General features: G+C 53.2%; 16 protein-coding genes. 2 read left to right on the top strand and 14 right to left on the bottom strand.

Features of this window, described 5'->3' with window-relative positions:
• Positions 1–101: 101 nt before the first annotated feature.
• The 11 genes from HU175_RS22425 to rpe form a co-directional block, all read right to left on the bottom strand.
• Positions 102–1,505 (bottom strand): protoporphyrinogen/coproporphyrinogen oxidase, encoded by a 1,404-nt coding sequence (locus HU175_RS22425; RefSeq protein WP_176568698.1) that lies wholly within the window; start codon positions 1,503–1,505, stop codon positions 102–104.
• A gap of 77 nt (positions 1,506–1,582) precedes the next feature.
• Complete coding sequence (locus tag HU175_RS22420) at positions 1,583–2,344, bottom strand: glycosyltransferase family 2 protein (protein WP_176568697.1); 762 nt, start codon at positions 2,342–2,344, stop codon at positions 1,583–1,585.
• A 202-nt stretch (positions 2,345–2,546) separates the two neighbouring features.
• The gene (locus HU175_RS22415; protein WP_176568696.1) at positions 2,547–3,716 is read right to left on the bottom strand and encodes an acyltransferase family protein; all 1,170 of its coding nucleotides are present in this window, start codon (positions 3,714–3,716) and stop codon (positions 2,547–2,549) included.
• Between the two features lie 164 nt (positions 3,717–3,880).
• Positions 3,881–5,629 (bottom strand): hypothetical protein, encoded by a 1,749-nt coding sequence (locus HU175_RS22410; protein ID WP_228724245.1) that lies wholly within the window; start codon positions 5,627–5,629, stop codon positions 3,881–3,883.
• 12 nt (positions 5,630–5,641) lie between these two features.
• The gene (locus HU175_RS22405) at positions 5,642–6,553 is read right to left on the bottom strand and encodes a transketolase family protein (RefSeq protein ID WP_176568695.1); all 912 of its coding nucleotides are present in this window, start codon (positions 6,551–6,553) and stop codon (positions 5,642–5,644) included.
• Between the two features lie 50 nt (positions 6,554–6,603).
• Positions 6,604–8,607, bottom strand: a complete 2,004-nt coding sequence (locus HU175_RS22400; RefSeq protein WP_176568694.1) for an NAD-dependent epimerase/dehydratase family protein — start codon at positions 8,605–8,607, stop codon at positions 6,604–6,606.
• 76 nt (positions 8,608–8,683) lie between these two features.
• Positions 8,684–9,496: a transketolase gene (locus tag HU175_RS22395; protein ID WP_176568693.1), complete on the bottom strand. Its 813-nt coding sequence runs from the start codon at positions 9,494–9,496 to the stop codon at positions 8,684–8,686.
• 33 nt (positions 9,497–9,529) lie between these two features.
• Positions 9,530–11,353: a glycosyltransferase family 39 protein gene (locus tag HU175_RS22390; RefSeq protein ID WP_176568692.1), complete on the bottom strand. Its 1,824-nt coding sequence runs from the start codon at positions 11,351–11,353 to the stop codon at positions 9,530–9,532.
• 30 nt (positions 11,354–11,383) lie between these two features.
• Positions 11,384–13,426, bottom strand: a complete 2,043-nt coding sequence (locus HU175_RS22385; protein ID WP_176568691.1) for an OmpA family protein — start codon at positions 13,424–13,426, stop codon at positions 11,384–11,386.
• Between the two features lie 28 nt (positions 13,427–13,454).
• Complete coding sequence (locus tag HU175_RS22380) at positions 13,455–14,861, bottom strand: alpha-amylase family glycosyl hydrolase (protein ID WP_176568690.1); 1,407 nt, start codon at positions 14,859–14,861, stop codon at positions 13,455–13,457.
• A gap of 44 nt (positions 14,862–14,905) precedes the next feature.
• On the bottom strand, positions 14,906–15,577 hold the full coding sequence (gene rpe / locus HU175_RS22375; RefSeq protein WP_176568689.1) for a ribulose-phosphate 3-epimerase: 672 nt from the start codon (positions 15,575–15,577) through the stop codon (positions 14,906–14,908).
• Between the two features lie 218 nt (positions 15,578–15,795).
• Here rpe and ligA point away from each other — a divergent pair, with 218 nt between their 5' ends.
• Positions 15,796–17,880 (top strand): NAD-dependent DNA ligase LigA, encoded by a 2,085-nt coding sequence (gene ligA / locus HU175_RS22370; RefSeq protein WP_176568688.1) that lies wholly within the window; start codon positions 15,796–15,798, stop codon positions 17,878–17,880.
• A gap of 172 nt (positions 17,881–18,052) precedes the next feature.
• A complete protein-coding gene (gene dapA, locus HU175_RS22365; RefSeq protein ID WP_176568687.1) occupies positions 18,053–18,949 on the top strand; it encodes a 4-hydroxy-tetrahydrodipicolinate synthase in 897 nt (298 codons plus the stop codon).
• Positions 18,950–19,019: 70 nt separating this feature from the next.
• On the opposite strand, the gene HU175_RS22360 is transcribed toward dapA, so the two are convergent.
• The 3 genes from HU175_RS22360 to HU175_RS22350 form a co-directional block, all read right to left on the bottom strand.
• Positions 19,020–19,208: a hypothetical protein gene (locus HU175_RS22360; RefSeq protein WP_176568686.1), complete on the bottom strand. Its 189-nt coding sequence runs from the start codon at positions 19,206–19,208 to the stop codon at positions 19,020–19,022.
• A gap of 96 nt (positions 19,209–19,304) precedes the next feature.
• Positions 19,305–21,557, bottom strand: a complete 2,253-nt coding sequence (locus tag HU175_RS22355) for a carbohydrate binding family 9 domain-containing protein (RefSeq protein ID WP_176568685.1) — start codon at positions 21,555–21,557, stop codon at positions 19,305–19,307.
• Between the two features lie 141 nt (positions 21,558–21,698).
• Entirely contained in the window at positions 21,699–24,305 is a 2,607-nt protein-coding gene (locus HU175_RS22350; RefSeq protein ID WP_176568684.1) for a M14 family metallopeptidase, read from the bottom strand.
• Positions 24,306–24,466 lie beyond the last annotated feature (161 nt).

Here is a 24,466-nt window from a genome sequence, read left to right as displayed (position 1 = left end):
ACAGAAGCACTGATTCAGGCGCTCCGGCGGGCGTGAGGTGACTGGGCACCGCAGCTGCCTGATCGACTAAATCAGTGCTTCAAGTTTACTGAAAAAAGCAATTATTTCCCCCACATTGCGTTGGCCGTTTCGGGGAAAGGCAACGTCAGCTCTGGTACGTTGGTAGCGACCCGGTTGGCCCACTCTACCCCCTGCATCAGCGAGTGATCCTGGTTACTTACTTCGTATTTCCAGGCACCGAAGCGACCGCGGGAGTAAATACCAAACGGCTCCAGTTTAGGTAATACCGCTTTCAAAATTCCGTCCCGCTCAACCGACGGGGTTGGGTAGCCATAATCGAATGCCATGTGGAACGTAGATACTACGTCGTCGGCCGATTCGATCAGTTCGTCTTCCAGCAGCGCCCGAATCGTGTCGTCGATCAGCGTTTCCCGGTTAACGGGTTTCGCGGTCGATTCGCTGGTTTCGGTCATCAGCGACCAGTACTGCTCGCCGTCTGCCGAATCCGCCGGAACGTTGTTCGGGCTGTAGTTCGAGAATACTGTAACGCGGTAGTACGGGCTGTTCGACTCCGGAAAGTACATCCAGCACATCGTCTCAAGACTTTTCTTTGGCTTGCCTTTCAGACCGATACCCACTACGTTGGTCGAGGAGTGTTTCAGTCCCTGTGCGGTTTGCACCGTTTCAGGCGCAAGGCCTTCTACACGCTGGGTGAACAGGTCCAGCGGTATGGTGCTCATCAGGTATTCGTACTGAATCTCTTCTCCGTTGGCCAGCACGATCTTTTTCTCCGGACCGATAACTTTCTCGACAGTGGTGTTCAGTTTGATATTCTCCCGGCCAACCAGATCGCCGACGGCCTCCCAGATACCGCCCGTACCCCCATGTTTCGGGAACATGAACGTACTGTTGGGCCCCCAGGAGAAGTCATCCTGATCAAAGATAATGTTTTTTGTAACCCGGTTCAGATCGGTTACGGCTACCCGCTCACCAACCCAGACCGCGTTCATTTCCTCGGTAGGATACGCCCATACTTTAAAGTTGTAAGGGAACATGAACGTTTCGGCCAGACCCGGTCCGAACGTTGCCAGAATCCACTCTTTGAAGTTAGCGGGTTTCTTGTTGGTCGGGAACTTATAGTTCTGGATAATGCCTTCGAGGCATTTCCACATAGTTTCCGGCGTCAGGTATTTGATATTGTTCTGGAATGGGTAGGGAACAAACCGCTTTTCAATCCAAACCCAGGACTCCCGCTGATGACTGAGCCAGCCATCTTCACCCAATGCTTTCTGCATCAGGTCGTCGAAATACTTGTAGTGCGAAAACTGAACGTGACCGCCTACGTCCCAGGTAAATCCTTTTTCATCGACGAAGCTTTTCGATAAACCACCGATCCGGTCTTCTTTTTCCAGAACGATAAAGTCTGTAATACCCAGTTCTTTCAGGCGATATGCTGCTCCAAGACCCGTTGGCCCGGAACCAATAATAACATACTTATAATTCATGGATTGAGCGTTAGCAGACAATTGTGTTGTATTTCGTTAAAACGTAACAGCTTGGTAATGGACGCATTGGCTGGCCGTTAAGCCGCAATGGGTTCCGGTTTTTTCAGGGCTTTTACTTTATTGCTCAGGTCAAGCCGGAACTGAGCAAGCTCCCCGAAACTTTGAATACAGACTTTCAGCAGCTTCCATTTCAGGATCGACACGGTACCGGTCTGTCGCTCCTTATGTGTGATGGGAATATCGAACGTGCTGAAGCCCGCTTTTTTGGCCATCACAGCCAGGAAAATATTCGGCGCAAACGGCGTTGGCTTCGGCAGTTGATTCAGCAGCTTGCGCAGGAACGAACCACGGATCAGACGGAACGGGATGTTACTGTCCATAATGTACGTTCCGTAGATGGCCGCAATGCTCAGCCGCAGAATACGGGTAATCAGTAATCGGGCAGGGGCGTCGTAGCGCTCCTCACGATAGCCCAGAATAAACGGCGACTCGTTCCGCTTTTCCCAGAGCTTGATAAAATCATCGGTGATGAACTGATCGTCACTGTCCGTCTGAAATACGTATTCCGAGTCTAAAGCAACTGCCTGCCAGTACCCGTTAACAACGGCGTTGCCATGACCACCATTGGCCTGATGGACAACAACCAGTTTGGGGTAGCGTTCTTTGATCTGGTCAAGAATAGCACCGGTATTATCCCGCGAACCGTCGTTGACAACAATCAGGCGGGTATTTTGCGTAGGAAACTGACGATTCAGCAAATCAGTCCACTGCTTGACGACGGCTTCAATAACTTCTTCTTCGTTATAGGCCGGCATTACAATTGACAGCAGGAGGCTCATGCAGTGTACTTTAAAAGGTTGGCGACAGTTCAGCCGTCGAGTTAATAAACGTTGACAAAAGGATTGAGCCAACGAAGTTTACCATCATTACAAACTGCGCAAATATAGGAAAATGTTGATCGCTGGCAGTCGATCCGAATAGGACTTTATTCAGCGGGAATACGGAAAATAAGCTGAATTTTAGGATTTGTCGGGTCTGGTGTCAATAAGTGAACCGATCTTTCAGACTATTAATCGGTTTTTCGATGACAAACCAGGAAATTGTGGCCAGCGCAACCGTCAGGAATAGAAAAAAACAGAACTCGAAAAAATAAGTGCTGTTCAGAACCGGCAGTACGTCCGTAATCCGGCGCCAGGCCCGTAGCGTAAAATGGGTTGGCTGAGTGTGGTAAGCGTTGTAGACGAAATTATGGAACAAGTAAATCCCGTAGCTGATCCGCCCCATGTATTGGCTGACCGCGTTCTCGAGCAGCCATTTCATTGGTCCGCCAAAACCCAGCACTGCCCGCCCGATCAGAAAAAAGCCAACCAGCGAACCCGCCAGCCGCTCCCATACATTGGACATGACATTATGATGTCCGTAGACCCGTATCGTACTGGGTGCATCGGGCAGTACGTCAATCATATACACAACCAGCCACAACAGCAGAATACTGGCTATCAGCCCCAGGTTGTTGCGGAAAAAACGCTCGAACTGCTCCCGCTGGTAGAGCCACCAGTAGGCCATAATGGCCCCTAGACCAAACGAATCGAGGCAGGTGGGGGTGCTGACGTAATTGACAAACCAGGGCAGATGTGCCTGATCGACAGCGTAGCGTAAGGCCACTGCGCCAATAATCATAACCATAGCCGTCGTGAGCACCCAACGCCGGGGCACAAAAAACAGCAATAGCGGAAAGAACAGATAAAACTGCTCTTCAACAGCCAGCGACCAGAGATGGTCGACGGTACCCAGCCAGGTCATGTTGTAAACGATGTAAATGTTGGTGGCGTAAAGTGCCAGCCAGCCAATCGTTTTCCGGACCGGAGGTTCGTTGAGCGCGTAGAGGACGAACAGCGTGAGGTAGTAAATGGGGAAAATACGGACCGTCCGACGGATGTAAAAAATTTTGAGGTACTTACCCAGTCCACCACCGGGTTGATTGCTGAGTTTGTCTTTGCTCGACAATAGAATCCGGGTAATCAGAAACCCACTCAGGACAAAAAAGATGGTGACCCCCAGGGCACCCAGTTCCAGTTGCAGATCAACCCGACCCGCCAGCCAGTGATCACATAAAACCAGTCCGACCGCGATGAAACGCACACCATCCAGTTGCAGGAGGTGATTCAAAGCAGGGCGGGACGTAGTGGGGGATAAGGTTTCGTTTACCATTGTTCACTAAATCCTGCGAGCGGACTGGTTGACTGTTTCCACTGAATTCGCAGGGTATGTATGGGGTGATTAGCGTAGTTTTATAAGAAAAATAGAGTCAGAGACTGAGCGTTAGACAACGCTAAAAACAGCCACAATATACGCACTCTACCGCGTTTCCGTTACTACCAGTTTTTCTTGAACGTATCTGTTTGGGTTGTCTGTACAGTAATCGACTGATTCGTAGGGTGCATCACTGCCTGCCCGTTTGTGGTTGTCAGCACAAAGAGCTGGTAGGTACCTGCTTCCAGCTCGGGCGTCAGAATGTCGGCACTGAAACCTGCTGTAAACAGACGTTGGGGCAAAAAACGGGCCTGAGTGACAGTCTGCCGCTGTTGCCAGACCGGAAAGATATACACGCGTTTGGCCGACCGGGCGACAACGAAGTTGCCGGGATCCTGCAGAGCAGGTGTCGGAACCGTTTTGTTCGTTATTCGGTAGCCCAGCGGAATGGGGGCTACTGATAACACGTAGGCCGGTCGGTCAGCTTGCCGGTACAGCGTAGCTTCCTGTCCGTCGTAAAAAGCAGGGGCGGGGTCGGTGTAGTGCTGGCTGACCGAGTCGCGGCTAAGGGTAGGCGTTGGACCGACGTGTGTCCAGTTAAACTGATTGCTTAACAGCCATTGTCGCCACCAGAGTGTCTCATCCAGCGCTGTCAGGTACGACAAGCCTGCTAGTAGAAAACTACCCGCCAGACCACCCACGAAAAGCATCCTGGATCCCGTTTTAGAGACCTGAACAACGCCGTATGTGTACAGCAACGCCAGCAGCGTGAGTGCATAAATCTTATACCGGCTGGTGATAATCAAGTCTGCGCCGAAGCCCGTCCGCGACCAGGCAACAACAGCGGAGGTCATCAGCAGAAAGGCCGCCGACCCCCAGAAAAACAACGTATTGGCAGGGATAACCCGGGGATGACCCGCTGCCGAGCGACGGAAACGGCCGGGAACTGTCAGGATGGCTGAACGGTAGGTCCAGAAACCAATGCCCAAAAAAATCAGTGTCAGCAGCACCAGGGCGCTACCCAGCAGGATGCTGTTACGTAGCGCGGCTGTACTCGTCAGGATTTCAGCTGCCGAACCATTGAAGGCCAGCCAGCATTTAATGACTGCTGTTATCGGACCCCGGGCGGGGGGATTGCCTTCGGGCTTTTCAAAACCGGTGAAATACAGCACTACTGCCAAAATAGCCCCACCTGACCACCATAAGAGCTGGCGCAGCCGTGTTGGTGACCCGGCAATTTGTAACGCCAGCAGGACGAAACCCAGCGGCCAGATCGCCATACCGTTGCCACTGGTCAGCGTTGCCAGCATCGCCAGCAGAAAAGCGACGCCCCAGCGATTGGTATAACTCAGAAAATAAAGACTTCCCAGCACCCACAGCACCACCGAAAAGTTCTGGAGAGCCGCCATACCCCAGTACATATTTTCCCACTGCGACAGGTTAAAGAGCAACAGGGAAACCGGCAGGGCGTACAAAACGGGTCTCTTCTCGCGTCGAAGTATGGCAACAAACAGAGCGAGCAAACCCACCAGGCTTAAGTTGCCAATCAGCATCAAATGCCGAAAATTGAGTTTTCCCGTCAGCTGATAGTCGAGCAGCGTAACAATCCGGTCGTAGACGATCCGGTGCTCGTTGTGTTGTTTGAAAAGCAGATAAATCTTGTCCGAAAGCGCGGATTCCCTATCGAAATTGAACAGAAATTCCCGTAGTGCATGGTCATCCCACTTGGCCACGTTGACCGCATATACCTGCCAGATCCCAAAGAAGATCAGAACAGGTAAGGCCAGAAGCACGTAACTCAGCCCGGAACCCATTGGGCGCGAAGGGGCTGTGCTGGCAGGCGTGGAGGGTATGGACGTAGTAGGCTGCAAACGACAGGTACCTTAGTTGAACGTAAAGCCTGATAATTGGCGGGCAATATTAGCCGGATCAAGTCCTGACTGCTGCTGGTGGTATTTCTGATCGCCGTAAAGCCCGTTGGGGTATCCCTGTGCCGACAAACTCACAAAATGGCTGGGAGCAGCCCCGTCGGCCAGGAGCTTGACGGACAATTGCTGCGCCAGTCCTCCCGTTGATACGTGTTCTTCAACAACCAGCATCGGTTTCCCGGCCCAACGGTGAGCCAGTTCTGCAGGCAGGTCGAGGGGAAGGTTGGTGGCCGTAAAAACGTCGAACTGGTTCGCCAGGAGTTCATCCTGCAGCGCCGTTAGCACGTTGGCCGCTACAGGGCCTAAGGCTACGACCGTACCCAGCGATTCTGTACTACGAGCTATGTGTTTGAACGTACCAATCGTTTCCGAATCATCAGGGGTTTTAGGCCCGGCACCCAGCCGTAGGTAAGCCGGACGGCTTTCGGCCAGAATCTGGCTGAGCATAGGCGCTACTTCATCGGCGAAAGCCGGAATGTACGTATTGACATTCTGCAGGCCACTCAGACAGGCCAGATCTTCGATGGCATGGTGCGTACTGCCCATAATGCCGTAGCCATATCCACCGCCGTTGCCCACCAGAAAAACGGGCATGTTGTGCAGGCAGACATCGTTCCGGAACTGTTCCAGGCAGCGATATACGGCAAACGGAGCAATGCTGTAACAGAACACTTTATAGCCACGGTAGGCCAGACCGGCCGCCATTCCTACCATGTTCTGTTCGGCCACACCGGCGTTGATGAACCGGGGACCGAGTACGTCGGCTACGTTTTCGAGTGCGCTGTAGCCCAAGTCGCCCGTTATGAAAATCAGTTTATCGTCTTCCTGCGCCAGCTGTTCGATGGCGGCTGAAAATTCTTTACGCATAGCCCTTAACAGACCAGAATCTGTTCGTTTATCGATGAAGTAGCAGTCGCTTATTTGTTGCTACGTTGCTCAACCAGAGTTTTTATTTCTGCCGCTGTCCGGTACGTTTTTGCTCCCTTTCGTACCGAGGTCCGGATGAACTTCGGTCGTTTTTTCGTTTCCTCAAAAATCTTGCTGATGTATTCGCCCAGGAACGAAATACCCAGCAGGTTGATGCCGCCGAAGAACATGATCAATACCAGAACGGTCGAAATGCCGTATGGCGTATTTGGATCGAAATTCAACAGCCGAGCCATGATCTGCCAGACGATCCCCAGCATCGATAGGCCCGTCAGGACAAAACCCGCGTAGGTCATCAGTTCCAATGGGGCAAAGCTGAACGAGAAAATGGCTTTCTTAGCCCACCAGATGTTCTTGGTCCAGTTGTTGGTCGATACGCCAAACATACGTTCCGGCCGGACGTAATCTACGCCTGTCTGTTTGAAGCCGACCCAGGCCCGAAGCCCTCTCAGAAACTGCTCGGTTTCGGGCAGGTTCACCAGTTCGCGTACGACTTTCCGGTCAATAATCGAGAAATCGCCTGCGTCGACCGGGATATTAATGTAAGCCGTCCGTTTAAACAGGCGGTAGAATTGCTTGTAGAAAAAATGAACGTGAGCGGGCATTTCGCGCTGCACCCGAACGCCATATACCACGTCGAAACCTTGCTGCCACTTTTCGTAGAAGCTCGGAATGACTTCCGGCGGGTCCTGCAAGTCCCCGTCCATCAGTACAACCATGTCGCCTGAGGCAATCTCCATCCCGCTCAGGAAAGCTGACTGCGAGCCGAAGTTCCGGGAGTGTTTAATGGCAATTACGTTCGAGTCTTTGGCGCAGATGGCTTCCAGCACTTCGTCCGTATTATCCGGCGAGTTGTCGTTCACGAAAATGATCTCGTACCGCACCTTCATTTCGTTGAAGGTTTTCACCAGCCGTTCGTACATGTACGGGATAGCCTGAGCATCCCGGTAACAGGCAATGATGGGCGAGATGACCGGATTCAGCGTGGGCGTTTTGAAGGCTGGAATGACCCGTTCTTCATACTGGTGAGCCACCTGCCAGTCAGCGGTTTTGCGTAGCCCATCGCTCAGGCTGGTCGTGGCCTGCCAGCCCAGATCGGCCTGGGCAGCCGTCGCATCACCGTACCATTCGGCCAGGTCCCAGTTCCGGTTGGCCATACTGCCCCACACGGGTTCCTGCGTAATGCCAAACGTCTGCCGCGTTACGTCGACCAGCTCACGCATGGTCGTTTTCGTTCCGGTAGCGATGTTATACGAACGGCCGCTGATTTCGGGACTGACCCGCAGCGCTGCCTGCACGAACGCGTCGACGCAATCATCGACATACACAAAATCACGGCTGATATCGGGCGAAACCAGGGGGGGGAATTTGCCGTTCCTGGCTTCTTCCACCAGCCGGGGAATCAGCCGATCAGGTTCTTCCCAGCCGCCGTAGATCGAATAGAGTCGCAGATTCAGCGTTTTAAGCTGGTGAAGTTTCGCGTAATAGTCCAGCGTATAAGCGGCCGAAACTTTAGAAACGGCGTAGTGGCTGTTTGGCTCAACGGGGTCCGTTTCTTTCGGAGCCGTACAATTGAAGCCATACTCCGAACTGCTGCCAGCGTGGATATAGGCCATGTCTGGCGTACAGTTCTCCAGAATGTTGACCGTACCCAGTACGTTGGTTTCGTAGGTGAGCGTTACGTTCTTCTGCTTGCTGTAGGCACCATAAGCCGCCAGGTTGAAGATCGTTTTTGGCTTAATCCGGCCAAAAACATCCTGAACTGACGTATTTGATAGAATATCGCAGTGAATAACGTTTTCGGCGGGAACGTCCAGCAGCTTGAGCCGCCAGGCTTTGGTGGCGTCGTGGGTTAATGCGTAAACATCCTGACGCGTACGGAAAAGCTGTTCGAACAGGTTCGCGCCGATGAAGCCGCTGGCGCCGAAAACAACGATTGGGCCCTGAAGCCGACTAATTTTATCTGGTAGCAATGTTGGGGCAGACTGATTCATTCAGGCTGCAATATTAGGAGAAAAGGTCGGATGTGCCTGTGTCAACCCACCGTTTACTAGTGAATGGAATAGGAGATCAGGCGAGTGAAGTAAGCAGATAACGTTCCTGAACGTCCTGTTGTGCCTGTTCATACTGGGCGGCCGTCATTGGTAGGTAGTGCCATTCCAGCCGGTTTTCCATGTACGATACGCCCTTTCCCTTAACCGTTTGGGCAACAATCACTTTCGGTTTACCGCTTGTCGACGCCATCAACTGGTCCAGCGTTGTCAATAAGGCGTCAACATCATGGCCATCTACCGTAACCGTTTCAAACCCCATGGCTTCCCAGGTGCGAACGTCGGCTGTATCGCCCATCACCTTGTCCGTCTGCCCAAAACCCTGGAGCCCATTCTTATCAATCAGCACGATGAGGTTATCCAACTGGTGCTGAATGGCGAAATGAGCGGCTTCCCAAGTGGTCCCTTCGTTGGTTTCTCCGTCGGACATCAGCACGAAAACCCGTGAGTCGTCGCCCTGGAGTTTCCCCGCCATGGCGATACCCGTGCCGATAGGCAATCCGTGACCCAGTGAACCCGTAGCAAACGGAATGCCCCGGTGTTTGCGGGGGGCCGGGTGAGCAGGCAGCGTCGTTCCGTTCTGGTAGTACGTTGCCAGTTCTTCGTCCGAAATCTCGCCCAGATGGTGCAGACAGGCGTAAAGCGAAGCAGCCGCGTGTCCCTTCGACAGCAGGAAAGTATCCTGTTCCCGTTTGCGCATCACCAGCGTCGCAATCATTAGATCGACGCAGCTCAGCGAACAGCCGATATGGCCAGCGTTGACCTGATGATAAAGACCCAGAATTTTCAGCCGAAGCTGGCCCTGTAGCTGGTGGTGATCTGTCGTTTCCATAATGTTCGTAAGCTTGTTGAGGTATGACTACTGTTACTGACCGTACCGATAAGTCGTTCCTTTGAGATCAAAAATAGTAATTTTCTTGCCGGAGTTGCCCTTGACGAGTACAATCCGGTCGTGTTCGTTTGGATCGATACGCTGAATATAAGTTGCGTCCTCCGGGAGGTAAACGTTCACCAACTGCGCATCTAGCAAGGAAACCGGTGAATACGTCTTGTCAATCTTCTCCGAGTAAATAACACGCTTCTGGTTTGGGTACAGAATGGTGTCGCCGGGGGCGTAAAGTTCTTCGAGTTTCTTCGCCGACGACCAGTACGGATTGGCAATACGCGGTTTATCGAAGTAGGTGTACTTGGGAGCTATGTCGGCGTAAATATTTCCCAGCAGCAGAACGATGAATAGTGCCTGAACTGCTAGTACGGCTGCGATCGGCAGGCTGAACCAGGGACGTAGCTTGGGCAGTTGCAGCAGCCCCATCGATACCAGTATGCAAACGTACGGAAATGAAAAGCCCGAATACCGCTGTGTAATTCCGAACGTGTGCCCCGACCGCCAGGCCATAAACAGCAGGAAAAACGTCGGAATAAAGGTCAGCAGGAGCAGCATGACTGTCAGATGCTGCTCTTTCGATTTGATTTGACTTGCTACGTATTGACTGATGAGATAGATGAACGGAATCGCTACCGACAAAACCAGCAAATGCAGCGGCTCGACCGAATAAACAGGCAGGCCAATCAGCAGCAGGATGGGTACGGCGACATACACCCAGACTGGTGGCTGGCTGATCCGGGCGTAGCGGTGTATGATAAACGTAGCGCCCGCACCCAGACCCAACGCCAGCGCCGAATTGCGGATTCCACCCAGCACCGCGCCCAGCCCGTTCGTAAAGATGAACAGGTCTGAGAAAATTGGTACAGCCCGTTTGGCGATGTTCGGAATGGTAGCGGGCAAAATAACCCCAAAGGGACTGCCCATGGGGTTGGTCAGGGCAATGTTTCGGTAGAAATCGCGCTGGTAGTTAAGGGTATAGAACGTGTATTTTCCTCCGCCGAAAATAAACCAGAGTGAAACCAACCCCAGCCCAGTAGCACCGGTAACGGCCAGGGTAATCCATGCCCGTCCATTACGTAAGTATAAAAGGGCGTACAGGCCGTGACATAGAAAGACCGTAACCGTGAGATAATGGCACAGCACCGCCGTGATAAAAACCAGGCCGTAACACAGGTAAAGTACCGGTAGAGAAAGCCCCCCGGAGGCAGCCGGACGAACGACGAGCTGGCTGGTTCGGACACGCTCCATAATGAGCAGAAACCAATGAGTCGCCAGCAACGTCATGAAAAACGTCATGGAATAGTTGCGGGCAATGTGGCTATACGCCACAAAGAAGGGCTCGATGGTGGCAATGGCAGCACTCAGCAGGGCCAGCCTGGTCGATTCCTCATCGCCCAGAAAGCGGAAGTGCCGTCGGACAAAGACGAACAGGAGACCGATAATCAGGACGCTGAAAATAACCGAGGGCATACGTAACGATGCATCGCTGCGGCCGAAGATTTCCATCCAGAGCCAGACAACGCCGTAGTAAGCCGGGCTGTTGCCAATATCCCCCCGAATGTTAGCTTCGATGAAGTCGGAAAACGTTTTGGGTTTCCAGAACTCAGCCGGGGTAAAATAAGGCTTATCAAAAACGTCTTTCTGGTTAAACCCTTCCAGAACAACGCCCTGACTGACCAGTAACGTCGATTTTTCGTCAAAATAGATACCGTACGTATCCAGACGATACAAACGAAGCGCTAGCCCCAGAACGAGCAGGATACCCAACAAAACGTTGGAGTTACGGGAGGATAAACTAAACATTGCCCCAAAACTAAAGGCAAAATCCGGGTTTTACAGCTTTAAGATTGTGAATTCGACCCGTCGGTTCATTTTACGCTTCTCTTCGCTTTCGTTGCTGGCCACAGGTTTGCTGGGGCCCCAGGCTTTTGTCTGAAGTCGACTCTCGGCAACACCTTTACCTGTCAGATACTCTTTAACCGCCCGAACCCGGTCTTCGGAGAGCTTCATGTTAGGCTCCCAGTCACCCTGGTTATCGGTATGCCCTTCAATTAGAAGCTCCATTGTGGGGTATTTATTCAGCATCTCCACCATGTAATCCAGTTCCGTATCGGCACCCGGCAGCAGGGTGTACTGGCTCTGCTGAAACAGCACCTCCCGCATCGTAATTTTCTTACCGGCTTCGATCTTGGTTAGGTATAGATTCTTGCGAATGTCGCGGAATCGCTTTTCCCGGCTCAGGTCAAGCGTTTCCGTCGTGGGGAAATAGCCCTCCTTGATCGCCTTGATGACGTAACTTTTCTTGGTCGGCACAATGAATTTGTACTCGCCCGTTTCAGGATTGTAGTCGACCTTGGCGGTTTCTTTTTCTTCGCCCGGAACGCTGGAAATGACTTCTGAAGTAATCGGTTTTTTGCTCTGCGCGTCCAGAACAACGCCCGAAATGATAGCGACTGGATCGGGTTTGATGCCCGGATATAGCTTCAGTCGGAAAATGTCGTCTTCGCCCATGGAACCCGCCCGCGAGCTTAGATAGGCATAATCGCCCGAGGCTGGAATTGTGAAATACCCGTCCCACTCGGGTGTATTAATGGCCGCTCCCAAGTTTTCGGGTTCACTCCAGTTCGTCCACGTATCATCCAGCCGACGGGTGACAAAAATATCACCGTTCCCGTAGCCGGGGTGCCCGCCCGACGTAAAATACAGAGTCCGGTTGTCGGCCGCCAAAAACGGTGAACTCTCAAAATCGGCGGAGTTAACGACCCTGCCCAGCGTAACCGGCTCGGCCCAGGTACCGTCGGGCTGTCGGAAGGCGGCATACAGGTCGCGGTTACCCTGCGTGTCCTTGCGCTGCACCGCCAGTATGATAACCCGGTTGTCGGGCGAGACGCAGAATTCCAGCTGGTTTTTATCGTGGAGGTTATAGTTGTTGGCGATCTTACACTCAACGGGTTGCGACCAGCCCGCCTTGGTCAGTACAGAACGGGAAATTCCGAACGATAACGTACCGTCCGGCTGATACACATTGATGAGATAGGCTGTCCGGCCGTCCGGCGCCATGCCGCTGATGGCATTATCGCCGGTAGTGTTGATGGGCGGACCAATATTAACCGCTTCGCCCCAGCTTCGGGCGGTGGCATTGTAATTGGAATACCAGACATCCTGATGGTCGTAGGCGCCGAGGTTGGCTTTGTTGAAATTTCGGGTAAAATAAAGCGTCTTGCCATCGGGCGAAATGACCGGCGCCACTTCCTGACCCGGCGAGTTGATCGCTGTGCCCAGGTTTTCTTTCTGAATGTCTTTGGGCGTATCGGGCGATACGTTGATACCAATCGGAACCGGCGTTGTTTCTTCCGAAATGCCGATGGCGTCGATCTGATTCGGGCCGGGAATAGCTGCCCCGTTCAGTACTACTTTAAGTTCCTGGCTGGCAAATGAATAGTCGGTTGGGAAGATGCGTAGTGCCGTTTCGCTGCGGGCAGCCCCGCGGCTCTGGTAAACGGAATGTTCGGTGCCTTTCTCGTCAATCAACAGCACCTGCGTTATGGCGCCGGGGTTTATGTTTTCGATGATAACGACCTGCCGAACGTGCTGCGGTTTGGCAAAAGCTACTTGAACCCACTCGTCGTTGACGCCATCGGCCGAAGCGGGGGCCCAGGCGCAGGGTGTTTCGCCAAGTTGAGGTCCTTTGCTGGGTGTGCCCAGTACCTGCGAAGCCCGGTACTGCTCCCCGTTCGTTTCGCCTTTCTTTTCCGATGAAACACCGACAACCCGACTGGCCCATTGCACCGATACGCGTTCGGGTGGTGTAGTGGGCAATGCTGGCTTACCGGCGGAAAGAAGTGCCAGGCTGAAAAGAACCGGAATAAGCTGCATAGACGTACGTTCGGATTACTGAGTCGTGTTAATTGGTGAAAACCCGGTATTCCCAGGGTTTAAGCGTAATCGTCTGGTCGGCGCGTAGTTCGGTGGATTGGTGGCTGAATACGTCGGTGTACATGCCTTCGTAGCCGTTGCCCGATACATGTACGGTCTGTTCCTGACTGCTCAGGTTCAGAATAACGGCTACTTTATCGTTGTCGAGCTGGCGGTAAAATGCGTACACCTTGTCGTCATGATCCGTCGAAATTTTAACGACTTTGCCACCGTCACGTCCGTTCCAGAGCGCCCGGTTTCTATGTTTGAGTGTAAGTAATGCCTTAAAGAAATCATTTTTTTGGTAGTTCCCCCAGGCAATGGTGTCTTTTTCGAATAAAGATAATCGTTTATCCAGATTCGACTCCATGCCGTTATACACCAGCGGCATCCCTTCGAGCGTACAGCTCAACACAATAAAGGTGTTGGCGGCTGGTCCGAAAGCTTCGTCCAGCGTATTGTGCCAGGCGTTTTCGTCGTGATTCTGGGTAAACAGCATCTGGTAATACCAGGGAGGAAACCGCTGCTGGTTAGCTTCCCGCAGTGAATCGATTTTGTCCGCCGTTCGGGCCCCTTTGGCAATGGCTTTCATCATGTTATGCATGCTCCAGCCGTAGTTCGCGTTGAAATACTTGAACTGCGCCGGGTCGTCTTCCCATTCGGCCAGCATAAACACGGGTTTAATCTTGTCCAGCTTGGGCCGGATCTCCGCCCAGAAGTCATTCGGGACGTACCCGGCTACGTCGCAGCGGTAGCCATCAACATCAAACTCTTTCACCCAATACTGCATGGCGTCCATCATGTTCAGGCGCATTTCAGCATTATCGTAATTCAGGTCGATAACATCCGTCCAGTCGGTTGGCTTGCCGGTAGCGGGGTCGACCGGCGCCACAAACTTGCCGTTAACCTGAGTGTACCAGTTGGGGTGGAATTTGACCCACACATGGTCGCGGCCCGTGTGGTTGGCTACCCAGTCCAGAATGACCCGGAGCCCCAGCGCGTGCGCCCGGTTGACCAGCGATTTAAAATCCGCCATGGTACCGTAGTCCGGATTGACGGTTTTGTAGTCGGCAACGGCGTAGGGGCTACCCAGCGTGCCTTTTTTGCTGGTCTGGCTGATCGGGAAAATGGGCATCAGCCAGATAATATCGACTCCCATCTCTTTCAGACGGGGCAATTGAGCCTCAACGGCCTTGAACGTACCTTCCTGAGAAAACTGACGGATGTTTACTTCGTAGATCGACGCATATTTTGCCCATTCGGGGCTGGGGGGCGCGGCTGTGATCGATGTATCGCCCGTGAACGTAGTCGATGCGTCCTGGTTCTGGTTCGTATTCTTGCAGGCCGTTGCCAATAAAAACAGGCAGAGTATAACGGCCAGATGTGATTGCTTCATGAATTTCTGGTTACGGGTCAGCGAGGGGGAGATAGACGGAGGACTCAGGCCATCGCTGGCTGCTGACTGGCTTTTAACTGGCGGATAACGGCGGCCGGATCGCTGGCGCCAAAAACGGCACTGCCCGCTACCAGAATATCGGCACCGGCGTTCAGCAGCGACCGGGCGTTGTCGAGCCCAACGCCCCCGTCCACTTCAATCTGCGCGCTGGACTGCCCGGCCAGCAGAAGCTGCTTCAGTTTAGCAATTTTAGGTAAGGTCTGTGGGATGAATGACTGCCCGCCAAATCCCGGATTGACCGACATAATCAGCACGACATCAATGACCTCCAGTACGTCTTCCAGCAACGAAACCGGCGTGTGTGGATTCAGAGCTACCCCGGCGCGGCAGCCCAGCTCCCGGATACGGGTAAGCGTGCGGTGCAGGTGGGGACAGGCTTCGTAATGAACGTGAATCGTTGACGCGCCACCCTTGGCAAACGGCTCCAGATACCGGTCGGGCTGATTGATCATCAGGTGTACGTCCAGCGGTTTCTGGCAGTGCTCGTGCGCTACTTTCAGGAGCGGAAAGCCAAAGGAAATATTGGGTACGAACTCACCGTCCATTACGTCAAAATGCAGCGCATCGGCTTCACTCTGGTTAATTAAGTCAAACGCCTTGTCCAGATGGAGGAAATCGGCGGCCAGCAGCGAAGGAGCGATCTGTGGTTGCGACATAGTCGGTGAATTAAGCAGCGGTACCAAATTGTTGAATCATTAGAAAGGTAGAACCTGCCAATGACTGGATCGTTATTTTTTTATCTCGTAAAAGTACTTTTTTTTGGCCGAATGGAGAAACAAAACCAATATTGTCGGTAGGGAGTTAGGTCTGATTTAGAATGGGCAACGGTTATCGGCCAGCCCCACCAACTCCGCCGAATTATTGGCTTTTGTATATGACACCCCAGGAACGCATTCGTGAGTTGACGGCTCAGTTAACCTATTATAATCATCAGTATTACCAGGACAGCGTATCAGAGGTCGATGATTTTACCTTCGACCAATTGCTGCAGGAACTGACGGATCTGGAAAAACAATACCCTGACTTTCGCCTGCCCGATTCCCCAACGGCCCGCGTCGGAGGAACCATCAGTAAAGAATTTCCGACGGTATATCACCGCTTCCCGATGCTGTCACTGGGTAATACGTATTCGGAAGAAGATCTGATAGAATTCGATACCCGGGTGCGCAAGGGGCTGCGCGACGAGCCTTACGAGTACATCTGCGAACTGAAATTCGACGGTGTAGCATTGAGCATGACCTACGAAAATGGTGTGCTGGTGCAGGGAGCTACCCGTGGTGATGGCGTGCGGGGCGATGACATTACGCACAATATTCGCACGATCCGCTCGCTGCCCCTGCGGATTAGTCCGGGGAAGGGGCACATCAGCGTACCGGCTCTGTTTGAAGTACGGGGCGAAGGGTTTCTGCCCTTGGCGGAGTTCGACCGGATCAACAAAGAGCGTGAGGATATTGGCGAACCCCTGCTGGCCAATCCCCGGAATGCGGCTTCCGGTACGTTCAAACAGCAGGATTCCGGGGCGGTCGCCCAGCGCCGACTGGACTGTTACCTGTATTCGTTCCTGGCCGATCCTGATCCGTCGGGCGAAGCCATCTTCCATACGCACGAAGAAAGCCTGATCGCGCTGCGGGAATGGGGCTTTAACGTATCGCCGACCTGGAAAAAATGTACAACCATTCGGGAGGTCATGGAATACATCAACGAATGGGATACGAAACGTTTCGAATTGCCGCTGGGTACCGATGGTATCGTGATCAAGGTAAATCGCTATGACCAGCAGCGCGAGCTGGGATACACGGCTAAAAGCCCGCGCTGGGCGATTGCGTTCAAATACAAAGCCCAGGCCGCCAGCACGACGCTCAACGCTATCCAGTACCAGGTTGGCCGTACGGGGGCCGTTACGCCGGTCGCCATGCTGACGCCGGTATTGCTGGCGGGAACCATCGTTAAACGGGCATCACTACACAATGCCAACGAAATCGAACGGCTGGGCGTGATGCTGCACGATACGGTTTTCGTGGAAAAAGGAGGGGAGATCATCCCGAAGGTGACGAGCGTAGACCTGAGCCGACGCCCTGCCGACGCGCAGCCCATTGTTTACCCGACGGAGTGTCCGGCCTGCGGTACACCGCTGATTCGCAAAGAAGGCGAGGCCCATTTCTATTGCCCCAACGAAAAATATTGCCCACCCCAGCGGCAGGCTCGCTTTGAGCATTTTATCCAGCGCCGGGCCATGAACATCGAAAGTCTGGGCGAAGGAAAAATTCAACTGCTGATCGACCGAAATCTGGTCCTGAACCCGGCCGATCTGTATGATCTGACGAACGGGCAATTACTGGGTCTGGAGAAGACCTATACGGATGAGGATACGGGCAAAACGCGCACGGTGAAATTTGGCCAGAAGACCGTCGACAATATCCTGACGGCCATCGAACGCTCGAAAGCGCAGCCCTTTAGCAACGTCTTATTTGCGCTGGGGATTCGCTACGTCGGCAATACTACTGCTGAGAAGTTGGTCGATTACTTCGGTTCGATGGATGCACTCATGGTCGCCAATCGGGAGCAGTTGCTGGCCGTCCCGGATACTGGTCCCCGCATTGCCGACAGCCTGCTGGAATGGTTTGCTGATGCCGATAATGTACAACAGGTTGAACGGCTGCGCGCGGCCGACCTGCAGTTTGTCGGAACCCGTAAAGAAGTTGTGGCAGAGGGTAATACGCTGGCAGGAAAGACGTTTCTGTACACCGGGACCTTTGCTGGTTTCGACCGGGAGGAACTGGAAGCGAAGATCGCGGCTAACGGGGGGAAGCTGCTCAGTGGTGTGTCCAAGAAACTGAACTACCTGATTGTGGGCGAAAACGCCGGCCCCTCGAAGGTAGCCAAGGCGCAGCAGCTTAATGTACCGATGATTAACGAATCGGAGTTTCGGTCCATGCTGGGAGACACAGAACATAGCTAACAGACAGGAGTGCTGCCTGGCCTCCGGGCGGATTAATTGAATCTTCAGTGAAGTAAAATCCGTTTAATCCCGTAATCCTGTCCAAAAAACTTGTCCCATACACATGCTGGGCGCGTAACGGTTTACCCGGTAAATTCCCCTAACTTTGCGTACCAATATGGTTCACAGCAATATGAGCACTCGTTTCCACGGTACCGGCGTCGCCATCGTAACGCCGTTCAATGCCGATCAGTCTATTGACTTCGACGGCTTCGGCCGCCTTGTCCGGCACGTCTCCGACGGGGGAGTCCGTTATATCGTTCTGCAGGGTACCACCGGCGAATCGCCAACGGTGACCAAGCCGGAGAAGAAACAACTGCTTCAGTATCTTAAGGAAAATAACCCAAAGAGTCTGCCTATTGTCTACGGCGTTGGCGGTAACGTAACGTCCGATGTTGTGTCTGGTATGAAAGACATTGACTTCGAAGGCGTCGATGCGATTCTGTCGGTTTGCCCATATTACAATAAACCCGGTAAACGGGGTGTCATTGAGCATTTTACGCGTGTGGCCGATGCCTGCCCGGTACCGGTCATTCTCTACAACATTCCGTTCCGGACAGGTATCAACATGTCGGCCGAAACGATCTGTGAACTGGCGCAGCACCCCAACATCATCGGGGTAAAAGAAGCATCCTGCGTGATTGAACAGTGTATGGAAATTGCCCGCGATAAACCGGACGATTTTCTGCTGATCTCGGGCGATGACGTACAGGCGGTGCCCATCATCAGCATTGGGGGTGTTGGCGTTATGTCAGTTATTGCGAATGCATTGCCCGCTAAATTTTCGGGCATGATCGAAGCGGCTCTGCGGGGTGATTTCGCGTTTGCGCAGAAAGAACTTGGTCATTTCCTGCGGATCGATCCGCTGCTCTACGAAGAAGGCAATCCCGTCGGCGTAAAAAATCTGCTGGAAATTATGGGTCTGGTTTCGAACGAAGTCCGGTTGCCGCTGATGAAAGCATCCGACGATCTGAGCGAACGTCAGCGGGTTGTTTTGCAGCGCGATGGTTTGCTGGAACTGGTAGCATAATCCATTCCCTATTTCCGAATAAAAAAGCCCGACTTCACGAAGTCGGGCTTTTTTATTGCGTACACATCGATTAGGATCGGCCTCCGCCAAATAACTTGGCGACCAGCCAGATCACGACGCCGATACCGACAACTACCAGAATAACTCCGGTATACACACCGCCTTTGAAAATATCACCAACCAGTTCACAACTGGTCAGAAACAACGTCATGAACAGGGCAACAAATGCGATTGGGAAGAAACGAAGTAATGCTTTCATAACATGAGTAGTTTTAGTGTAGTATGCCATTCCGCCTATCGTAGCGGGTTGCTCAAATAACTGGTGGCCAGCCCGGTTTGTTTCACCCAATTTTTGTTAGAGATTCCACCAGTAGGTCCACTTCAGCACCAGCGCCCGATTCTTAACCGAGAAGAAGCCCGGTACGTCCTGACCAATCTGCATAGCGTTGGGCAGGTAATTATCCGTATACACCAGGAAGAAATCGGACGCTGGTTTATAACGCCACTGAATCCGGGCGTTGACGTTCATATTTTTCTGCTGCTCGTTGTACTGCACAAAGGTGGTCAGGTAGAGCGTATTCGTCAGGGTCAGGTCGAAACGGGGGCTTACCAGCCAGAACGTCGTCCGTCCCCAGGGCTGGGGCAGCCGGATGTCGTTGTAACTCACGCTGGCGGCTAAGCTGACGTAAGGCTGAAACCGGTAGCCCACGTCAGCAGTGAGGTTCAGGCGGGTACCATTGGCGTAATAACCGCCGTAGCGGGTTGAGAAGCCGTAGGTAAACACACTCTGTGGTTTTGAGACAAAGCTAGTGCCCCAGGCTGTCCAGCGATGCGATGTACCGGTGGCCAGCGTTTCGCGGCCGGTGTTGGTCGGGTCGAAGGGCTGGAGAAGCCGCACGTAATCGGAAGCCACCCATCCCGTGAAAATACTCCGACTCCGGAACGTAACGGCATAACTGAGCAGGTTTTCGTTGTCGCTCTGCTTCCAGACCGTATCGAAAAAATAGGTCGAAGTCAGTGTAGGCCCGTGGTTCAGGACGGGACTAGCTGTAGGCAGGAACGTGTAGCCAAGCGTGGCAAGACTACGTTCGTATCCCCGGCGTGGTACGTAGCCGGCTTCGGCGGTGTAATTGCGGCCCACGGATTCCAGTTGCCCACCCAGTAGCCATCGGCGGCTGGTGTACTGAAGATTCGCGGCATAGACTTCGTCATTCCCGGTGGTTTGTTCTGGAGATAGGCCCGGTGTTTCGGGCGTAGTAACCGGCTGAGGGCTGAAGGATTTGATGTAAAGCGCTTTTCCACTCCAGAGGTTGTTGGCCGAAGCCAGGTTGTATTCGATTCCCAGGTTGCGGTTATAACGGGAGTACAGCGTTTTATTCGCAACCGACTCATAGTTGATTGCTTCTTTATTGACGAACATAATCCCGATGTTGGACCGGGCAAAAACGCGTCGCTGCAACGCCAGCACGGCAAAATTCTGGGCGGGCAGTCCCGTCGCATCGACGTGGCCGGTTTGCATGTCCATGACGCCCAGGCGCCAGTCTTTGTTGAGTTTGCCACTCAGTCGGGCACCGAAACGGATCGGCACCCCACCCAGGCCAATCCGGCGGCTGAAAAACGGACGGATGGTCGAATAGCCGAAGTTGGCAAACTGATCGCCGTTTTCCAGAAAGAACTGCCGCTTCTCGGGGAAGAACAGTTCGTAGCGGTCGAGGTTCGTTACCTGCTGGTCAACGTCGACCTGCGAGAAATCGGGGTTAACAGTCAGATCGAGGTTCAGCGACGACGTAACGGCTACTTTGGCGTCAAGCCCCGCATTAAATCGATTTTCGGTTGGGATACCACGCTGATAGTCGCGGTTCAGACCCGTCAGCGCGTAAGGAATTAGGGAAATGTTAGGGCCTGGCTGCGGTGGGGCCTGATCCCAGATCAGCACACCCGTCAGGGCCAGCGCGGCCGTAGGAAACTGCCGCTGGATGGGTGTCCAGGACGATTTTTCGGTGGTTTTCAGGTCCTGGCGACTGAAGTTGATACCCCAGCGCGTAATGCCTTTCTTGTAGCGGATCGTTTTGAACGGAATCGCCATTTCCAGAACGTAGCGGTCCGGGTAGTTCTTCACTATGGAGAACCATTTGTTGTCCCAGCTCAGGTTGGCTTTGCTGCCCTCATAGATCAGGCCATCCCACTGCGCTCCGGCGGCATTAGTGCCGAACGTGAACCCATTTGTCTGGTCATCGAAGGTATCCATGAACAGAATAAAATTGTCATTTTTGGGGAAGGCCCAGTCCCGCCGGAGCGATTCGACCATGTACGGACCTTCGACGTTGCCATGGTAGCAGACGGCACTCAGGTAAATATTCTGCGCGTCGTAGGCCATTCGAACGTCGGTGCGCACGTTGGCGCGACTGGTATCCATCGGCAGGACCATCCAGAAATTGGTGGCCACTTCGGCGGTCTGCCAGGCGGGTTCATCCACAGCCCCATCCAGCACAATAGGCGACGTAGCACGACTGATATGAAGCTGGTAATTTTCGTTTTTCTTCTGAGCCAGGCTATAGAGGGGAGTCAGCAATAGGTACCCTACCAAAAGGTTAAGTAAAAGTTTCACCAAGGAGGACGGTTTGTGATTTGGGAAAGAGGTTCATTATTAGCAGATTACCGCTGCTTAATAATGCAGAGACGCAATGACATGGCGATCATTGCGTCTCTGCATAGTTACGAAAAAATACTGACTTGTCGGGAGTTTTACTTAGTTACCGACCATGAATACGGCGTTGCTGAACAGTAGCTTCCCATTGTACCAGAAACCCCGGAACAGTGGATCATCGGCCAGGTACACAATGCTGCCGCGCCCGTAGCTCTGGACGCCCATCAGCAGGGTATTTTTGAGTTTGTCTTTGGCGTTTTTTCCAGAGAAACCCGCTACGTAGTTGTTATCTTTCAGGTAACCAACGTTCCAGCCGTCCTTCAGGAAATCGAAATCGTAGGCGCTCTGAACGAGTGTATAGTAACCGCCTTCCAGGCCAAAACCCAGCGGGTGCGTTGTGTCGATGTTGACGCGGTAGATACTGCCAGGAATATCGTCCGAAATAGCACTCCGTTCACGATCGGCGTAGATTTTGGTCGACTCGCTCAGAATATCTTTCTTGGCTTTGTCTTTCTCAGCGGCTTTGCTTTCTTTTTCTTTCAGCGAGAACCCTTCTTTACCGGCCAGAAATGCAGCGGCCCGCTCCATCGCGATCAGTTTGCCGCCCGCCCGGACCCATTCCCGGATGGAGGCCAGTACCTTGTCGTTGAGAAAACGACCGTAGTTGTAGTTGGTCGGCAGAATCAGCACGTCCAGTTTATTCCACTCAACCGAAGCAAGCGAATTGCCGTCGAATAACGAGATGGGGTACTCTAACTCCTGATCGAAGAACTGCCAGACCTCACCTGCCGATGGGGGAGGAGTACCATCGCCGATAACCAGCCCCACGCGAGGTGCTTTGAGGCTGCTGACAAAGTCAGAACCAAAGTCGGAACCTTTCGCTACGAAACCCGTCTGAACGGGCGTTAGCGTAACGCCACAGCGGCTGGCTTCCTGCTGCACTACCGCGTCGAAGCGGTCGCCGAAGCGCTCGTTACCCGCCCGGGCGATAATGAGCGTGCCAGACGGATAATTTCTGTCTTCCAGTTCAAACGGTTTCTCGGCGGCCCGGACCCGAACCTGCTTTTTCATCAGACCCGCCAGCAACTGCGCCGACGGAGCCGACTGCCAGGCTACTACGTAAGCATACACCTTCGCACCCGATGCCATTGTAGTCGCTTTGGGGGCAGTTGGAGCGGTACCACCTGTGCCGATGCGGGAGTTCAGCCCGTAGGTTTGCAGGCCAAAGGCGTACGGCAACGACCAGGCTGTGATGTCATACGTAGCTGAGTCTTCCAGTTTCGAATTGGGTTCGAACAGAATTTTTAGCAGGGTTGATTTCGGCTGGTAGGCGCTGATAACCATATCGCCCGCAGATACCGATACGTTCTTGTCTTCTTTCTGGCTGGTATAATTGAACCCCGATACCTTCTGCGCTTTATCCGCGTAGCCATAGGTGATCCTGTTCCGTTCCAGCAACTCCTGCAACGATTTCAGACGCCCGGCGTCGCCGTTTGATTTGATAACATAGCTCTTGTAGGGTCCTGTTGGCGAGTTACGCGCTTTATCGAAGAACTGGCCAAACTCTTTTACCACCTCATCCGACCGGTCAGCAACCGATTCGAGTGTAGCGATGCTGGCTGCTACATGGTGGTCGATCCGTTGGCGGAGCGTCAGGGTGTCGCCATCCCGGCGCTGAATGGCCAGACCCGCCCGGCTGTTGCCGCCCTGCTCGTAGGTCATGCCGATGGCTCCGTTATAGGTTGGGTAGGTATCGCCGTAGCTGGGGTAAAACAGGTCGAACCGCTCGCGGGTGTAGTATAGCCAGCCGTTTTTGTCGAATGCCTTGCTGCAATACTGTCCGATCGTTTGCTGGAACTGCCGCTGAAAAGGGGTAATATCTTCGTGGTAGGGTTTTGCCGACGGCGCGAAATAATATGGGCTCTCGTAGCCCATCTCGTGGAAATCGCCGTGCAGATGGGGCATCCAGTTCTGATAAACGGCCATACGCTGCTGGGTGATTTCCTGCGTCTGCCAGGCCCAGTCCCGGTTTGGGTCGAACAGGTAGTGCGTATAGCGTCCGCCCGGCCAGGGTTCGTTGTGCTCCCGCGCCGAAGGCGTTGGATCGGGATTACGACCCATCATCTGGTTGTACCAGTTGACGTAGCGGTCGTGGCCGTCGGGGTTCAGACCTGGGTCGAGAATAATAATCGCCGAGTTCAGGATTTTCTGCGACAGAGCCGACTGGCTGCTGGTTGGACTCACCAATTGGTATAGTACATCCATGAACGCTTCGGAACTGACAGCTTCGTTACCGTGAATGTTGTAGCTAAGCCAGGCAATTGCCGGTTGCTTCGCGCTGGTGGGTTGTCCGTCCAGCATCCCGATGCGTTTGAGGTTGTTGGCCCGGATTTCGTCCAGCCGGTTCATATTCGCTTCGGACGAAACAATGATGACGGCCATCTGCCGACCTTCGTGGGTAGTCCCATACGGCACTACTTTTACCCGCCCGGGCACCTGTTTGGCTACCTGTTCAGCGTACGCTACGACACGGTAATGGGGTGTAAACCGTTCGCCAACTTGGTAGCCGAGAAATTTGGCGGGTGAGTCAATAGTACCAGTACGGGACTGACTGGCTGAGGGGGGCGTTGCAGAAGAGGACGTTGCCGTCTGGGCCGACACAGATAGTGAGGTGAACAGCAGGCCCGCTAGCAGCGGAATGTATTTCATGGACTACTGGAGTAAAAAGAGAGAAAGCAATCCTGACAAAAATAAGCTGAAAACGATCCTGAACTATTTTTTGAAAAATTTTTCGGTCAGGTGTTGCATTAATAAAACTTCGCCTTACCTTTGCACCACGATTCGCCACCACGACAGCTGAAAAAGCTAAA

It is taken from the genome of Spirosoma sp. KUDC1026, from assembly GCF_013375035.1.
Classification (GTDB): Bacteria; Bacteroidota; Bacteroidia; order Cytophagales; family Spirosomataceae; genus Spirosoma.
The sequence above is the reverse complement of the archived record's forward strand: the minus strand, read 5'-3'. Positions and strand labels throughout refer to the sequence as shown.

Bases quoted from the DNA above. Each gene is read 5' to 3' on its own strand.
- HU175_RS22425 (WP_176568698.1), bottom strand. From the start codon at position 1,505: ATGAATTATAAGTATGTTATTATTGGTTCCGGGCCAACGGGTCTTGGA.
- HU175_RS22420 (WP_176568697.1), bottom strand. From the start codon at position 2,344: ATGAGCCTCCTGCTGTCAATTGTAATGCCGGCCTATAACGAAGAAGAA.
- HU175_RS22415 (WP_176568696.1), bottom strand. From the start codon at position 3,716: ATGGTAAACGAAACCTTATCCCCCACTACGTCCCGCCCTGCTTTGAAT.
- HU175_RS22405 (WP_176568695.1), bottom strand. From the start codon at position 6,553: ATGCGTAAAGAATTTTCAGCCGCCATCGAACAGCTGGCGCAGGAAGAC.
- HU175_RS22400 (WP_176568694.1), bottom strand. From the start codon at position 8,607: ATGAATCAGTCTGCCCCAACATTGCTACCAGATAAAATTAGTCGGCTT.
- HU175_RS22395 (WP_176568693.1), bottom strand. From the start codon at position 9,496: ATGGAAACGACAGATCACCACCAGCTACAGGGCCAGCTTCGGCTGAAA.
- HU175_RS22390 (WP_176568692.1), bottom strand. From the start codon at position 11,353: ATGTTTAGTTTATCCTCCCGTAACTCCAACGTTTTGTTGGGTATCCTG.
- HU175_RS22385 (WP_176568691.1), bottom strand. From the start codon at position 13,426: ATGCAGCTTATTCCGGTTCTTTTCAGCCTGGCACTTCTTTCCGCCGGT.
- HU175_RS22380 (WP_176568690.1), bottom strand. From the start codon at position 14,861: ATGAAGCAATCACATCTGGCCGTTATACTCTGCCTGTTTTTATTGGCA.
- rpe (WP_176568689.1), bottom strand. From the start codon at position 15,577: ATGTCGCAACCACAGATCGCTCCTTCGCTGCTGGCCGCCGATTTCCTC.
- ligA (WP_176568688.1), top strand. From the start codon at position 15,796: ATGACACCCCAGGAACGCATTCGTGAGTTGACGGCTCAGTTAACCTAT.
- dapA (WP_176568687.1), top strand. From the start codon at position 18,053: ATGAGCACTCGTTTCCACGGTACCGGCGTCGCCATCGTAACGCCGTTC.
- HU175_RS22360 (WP_176568686.1), bottom strand. From the start codon at position 19,208: ATGAAAGCATTACTTCGTTTCTTCCCAATCGCATTTGTTGCCCTGTTC.
- HU175_RS22350 (WP_176568684.1), bottom strand. From the start codon at position 24,305: ATGAAATACATTCCGCTGCTAGCGGGCCTGCTGTTCACCTCACTATCT.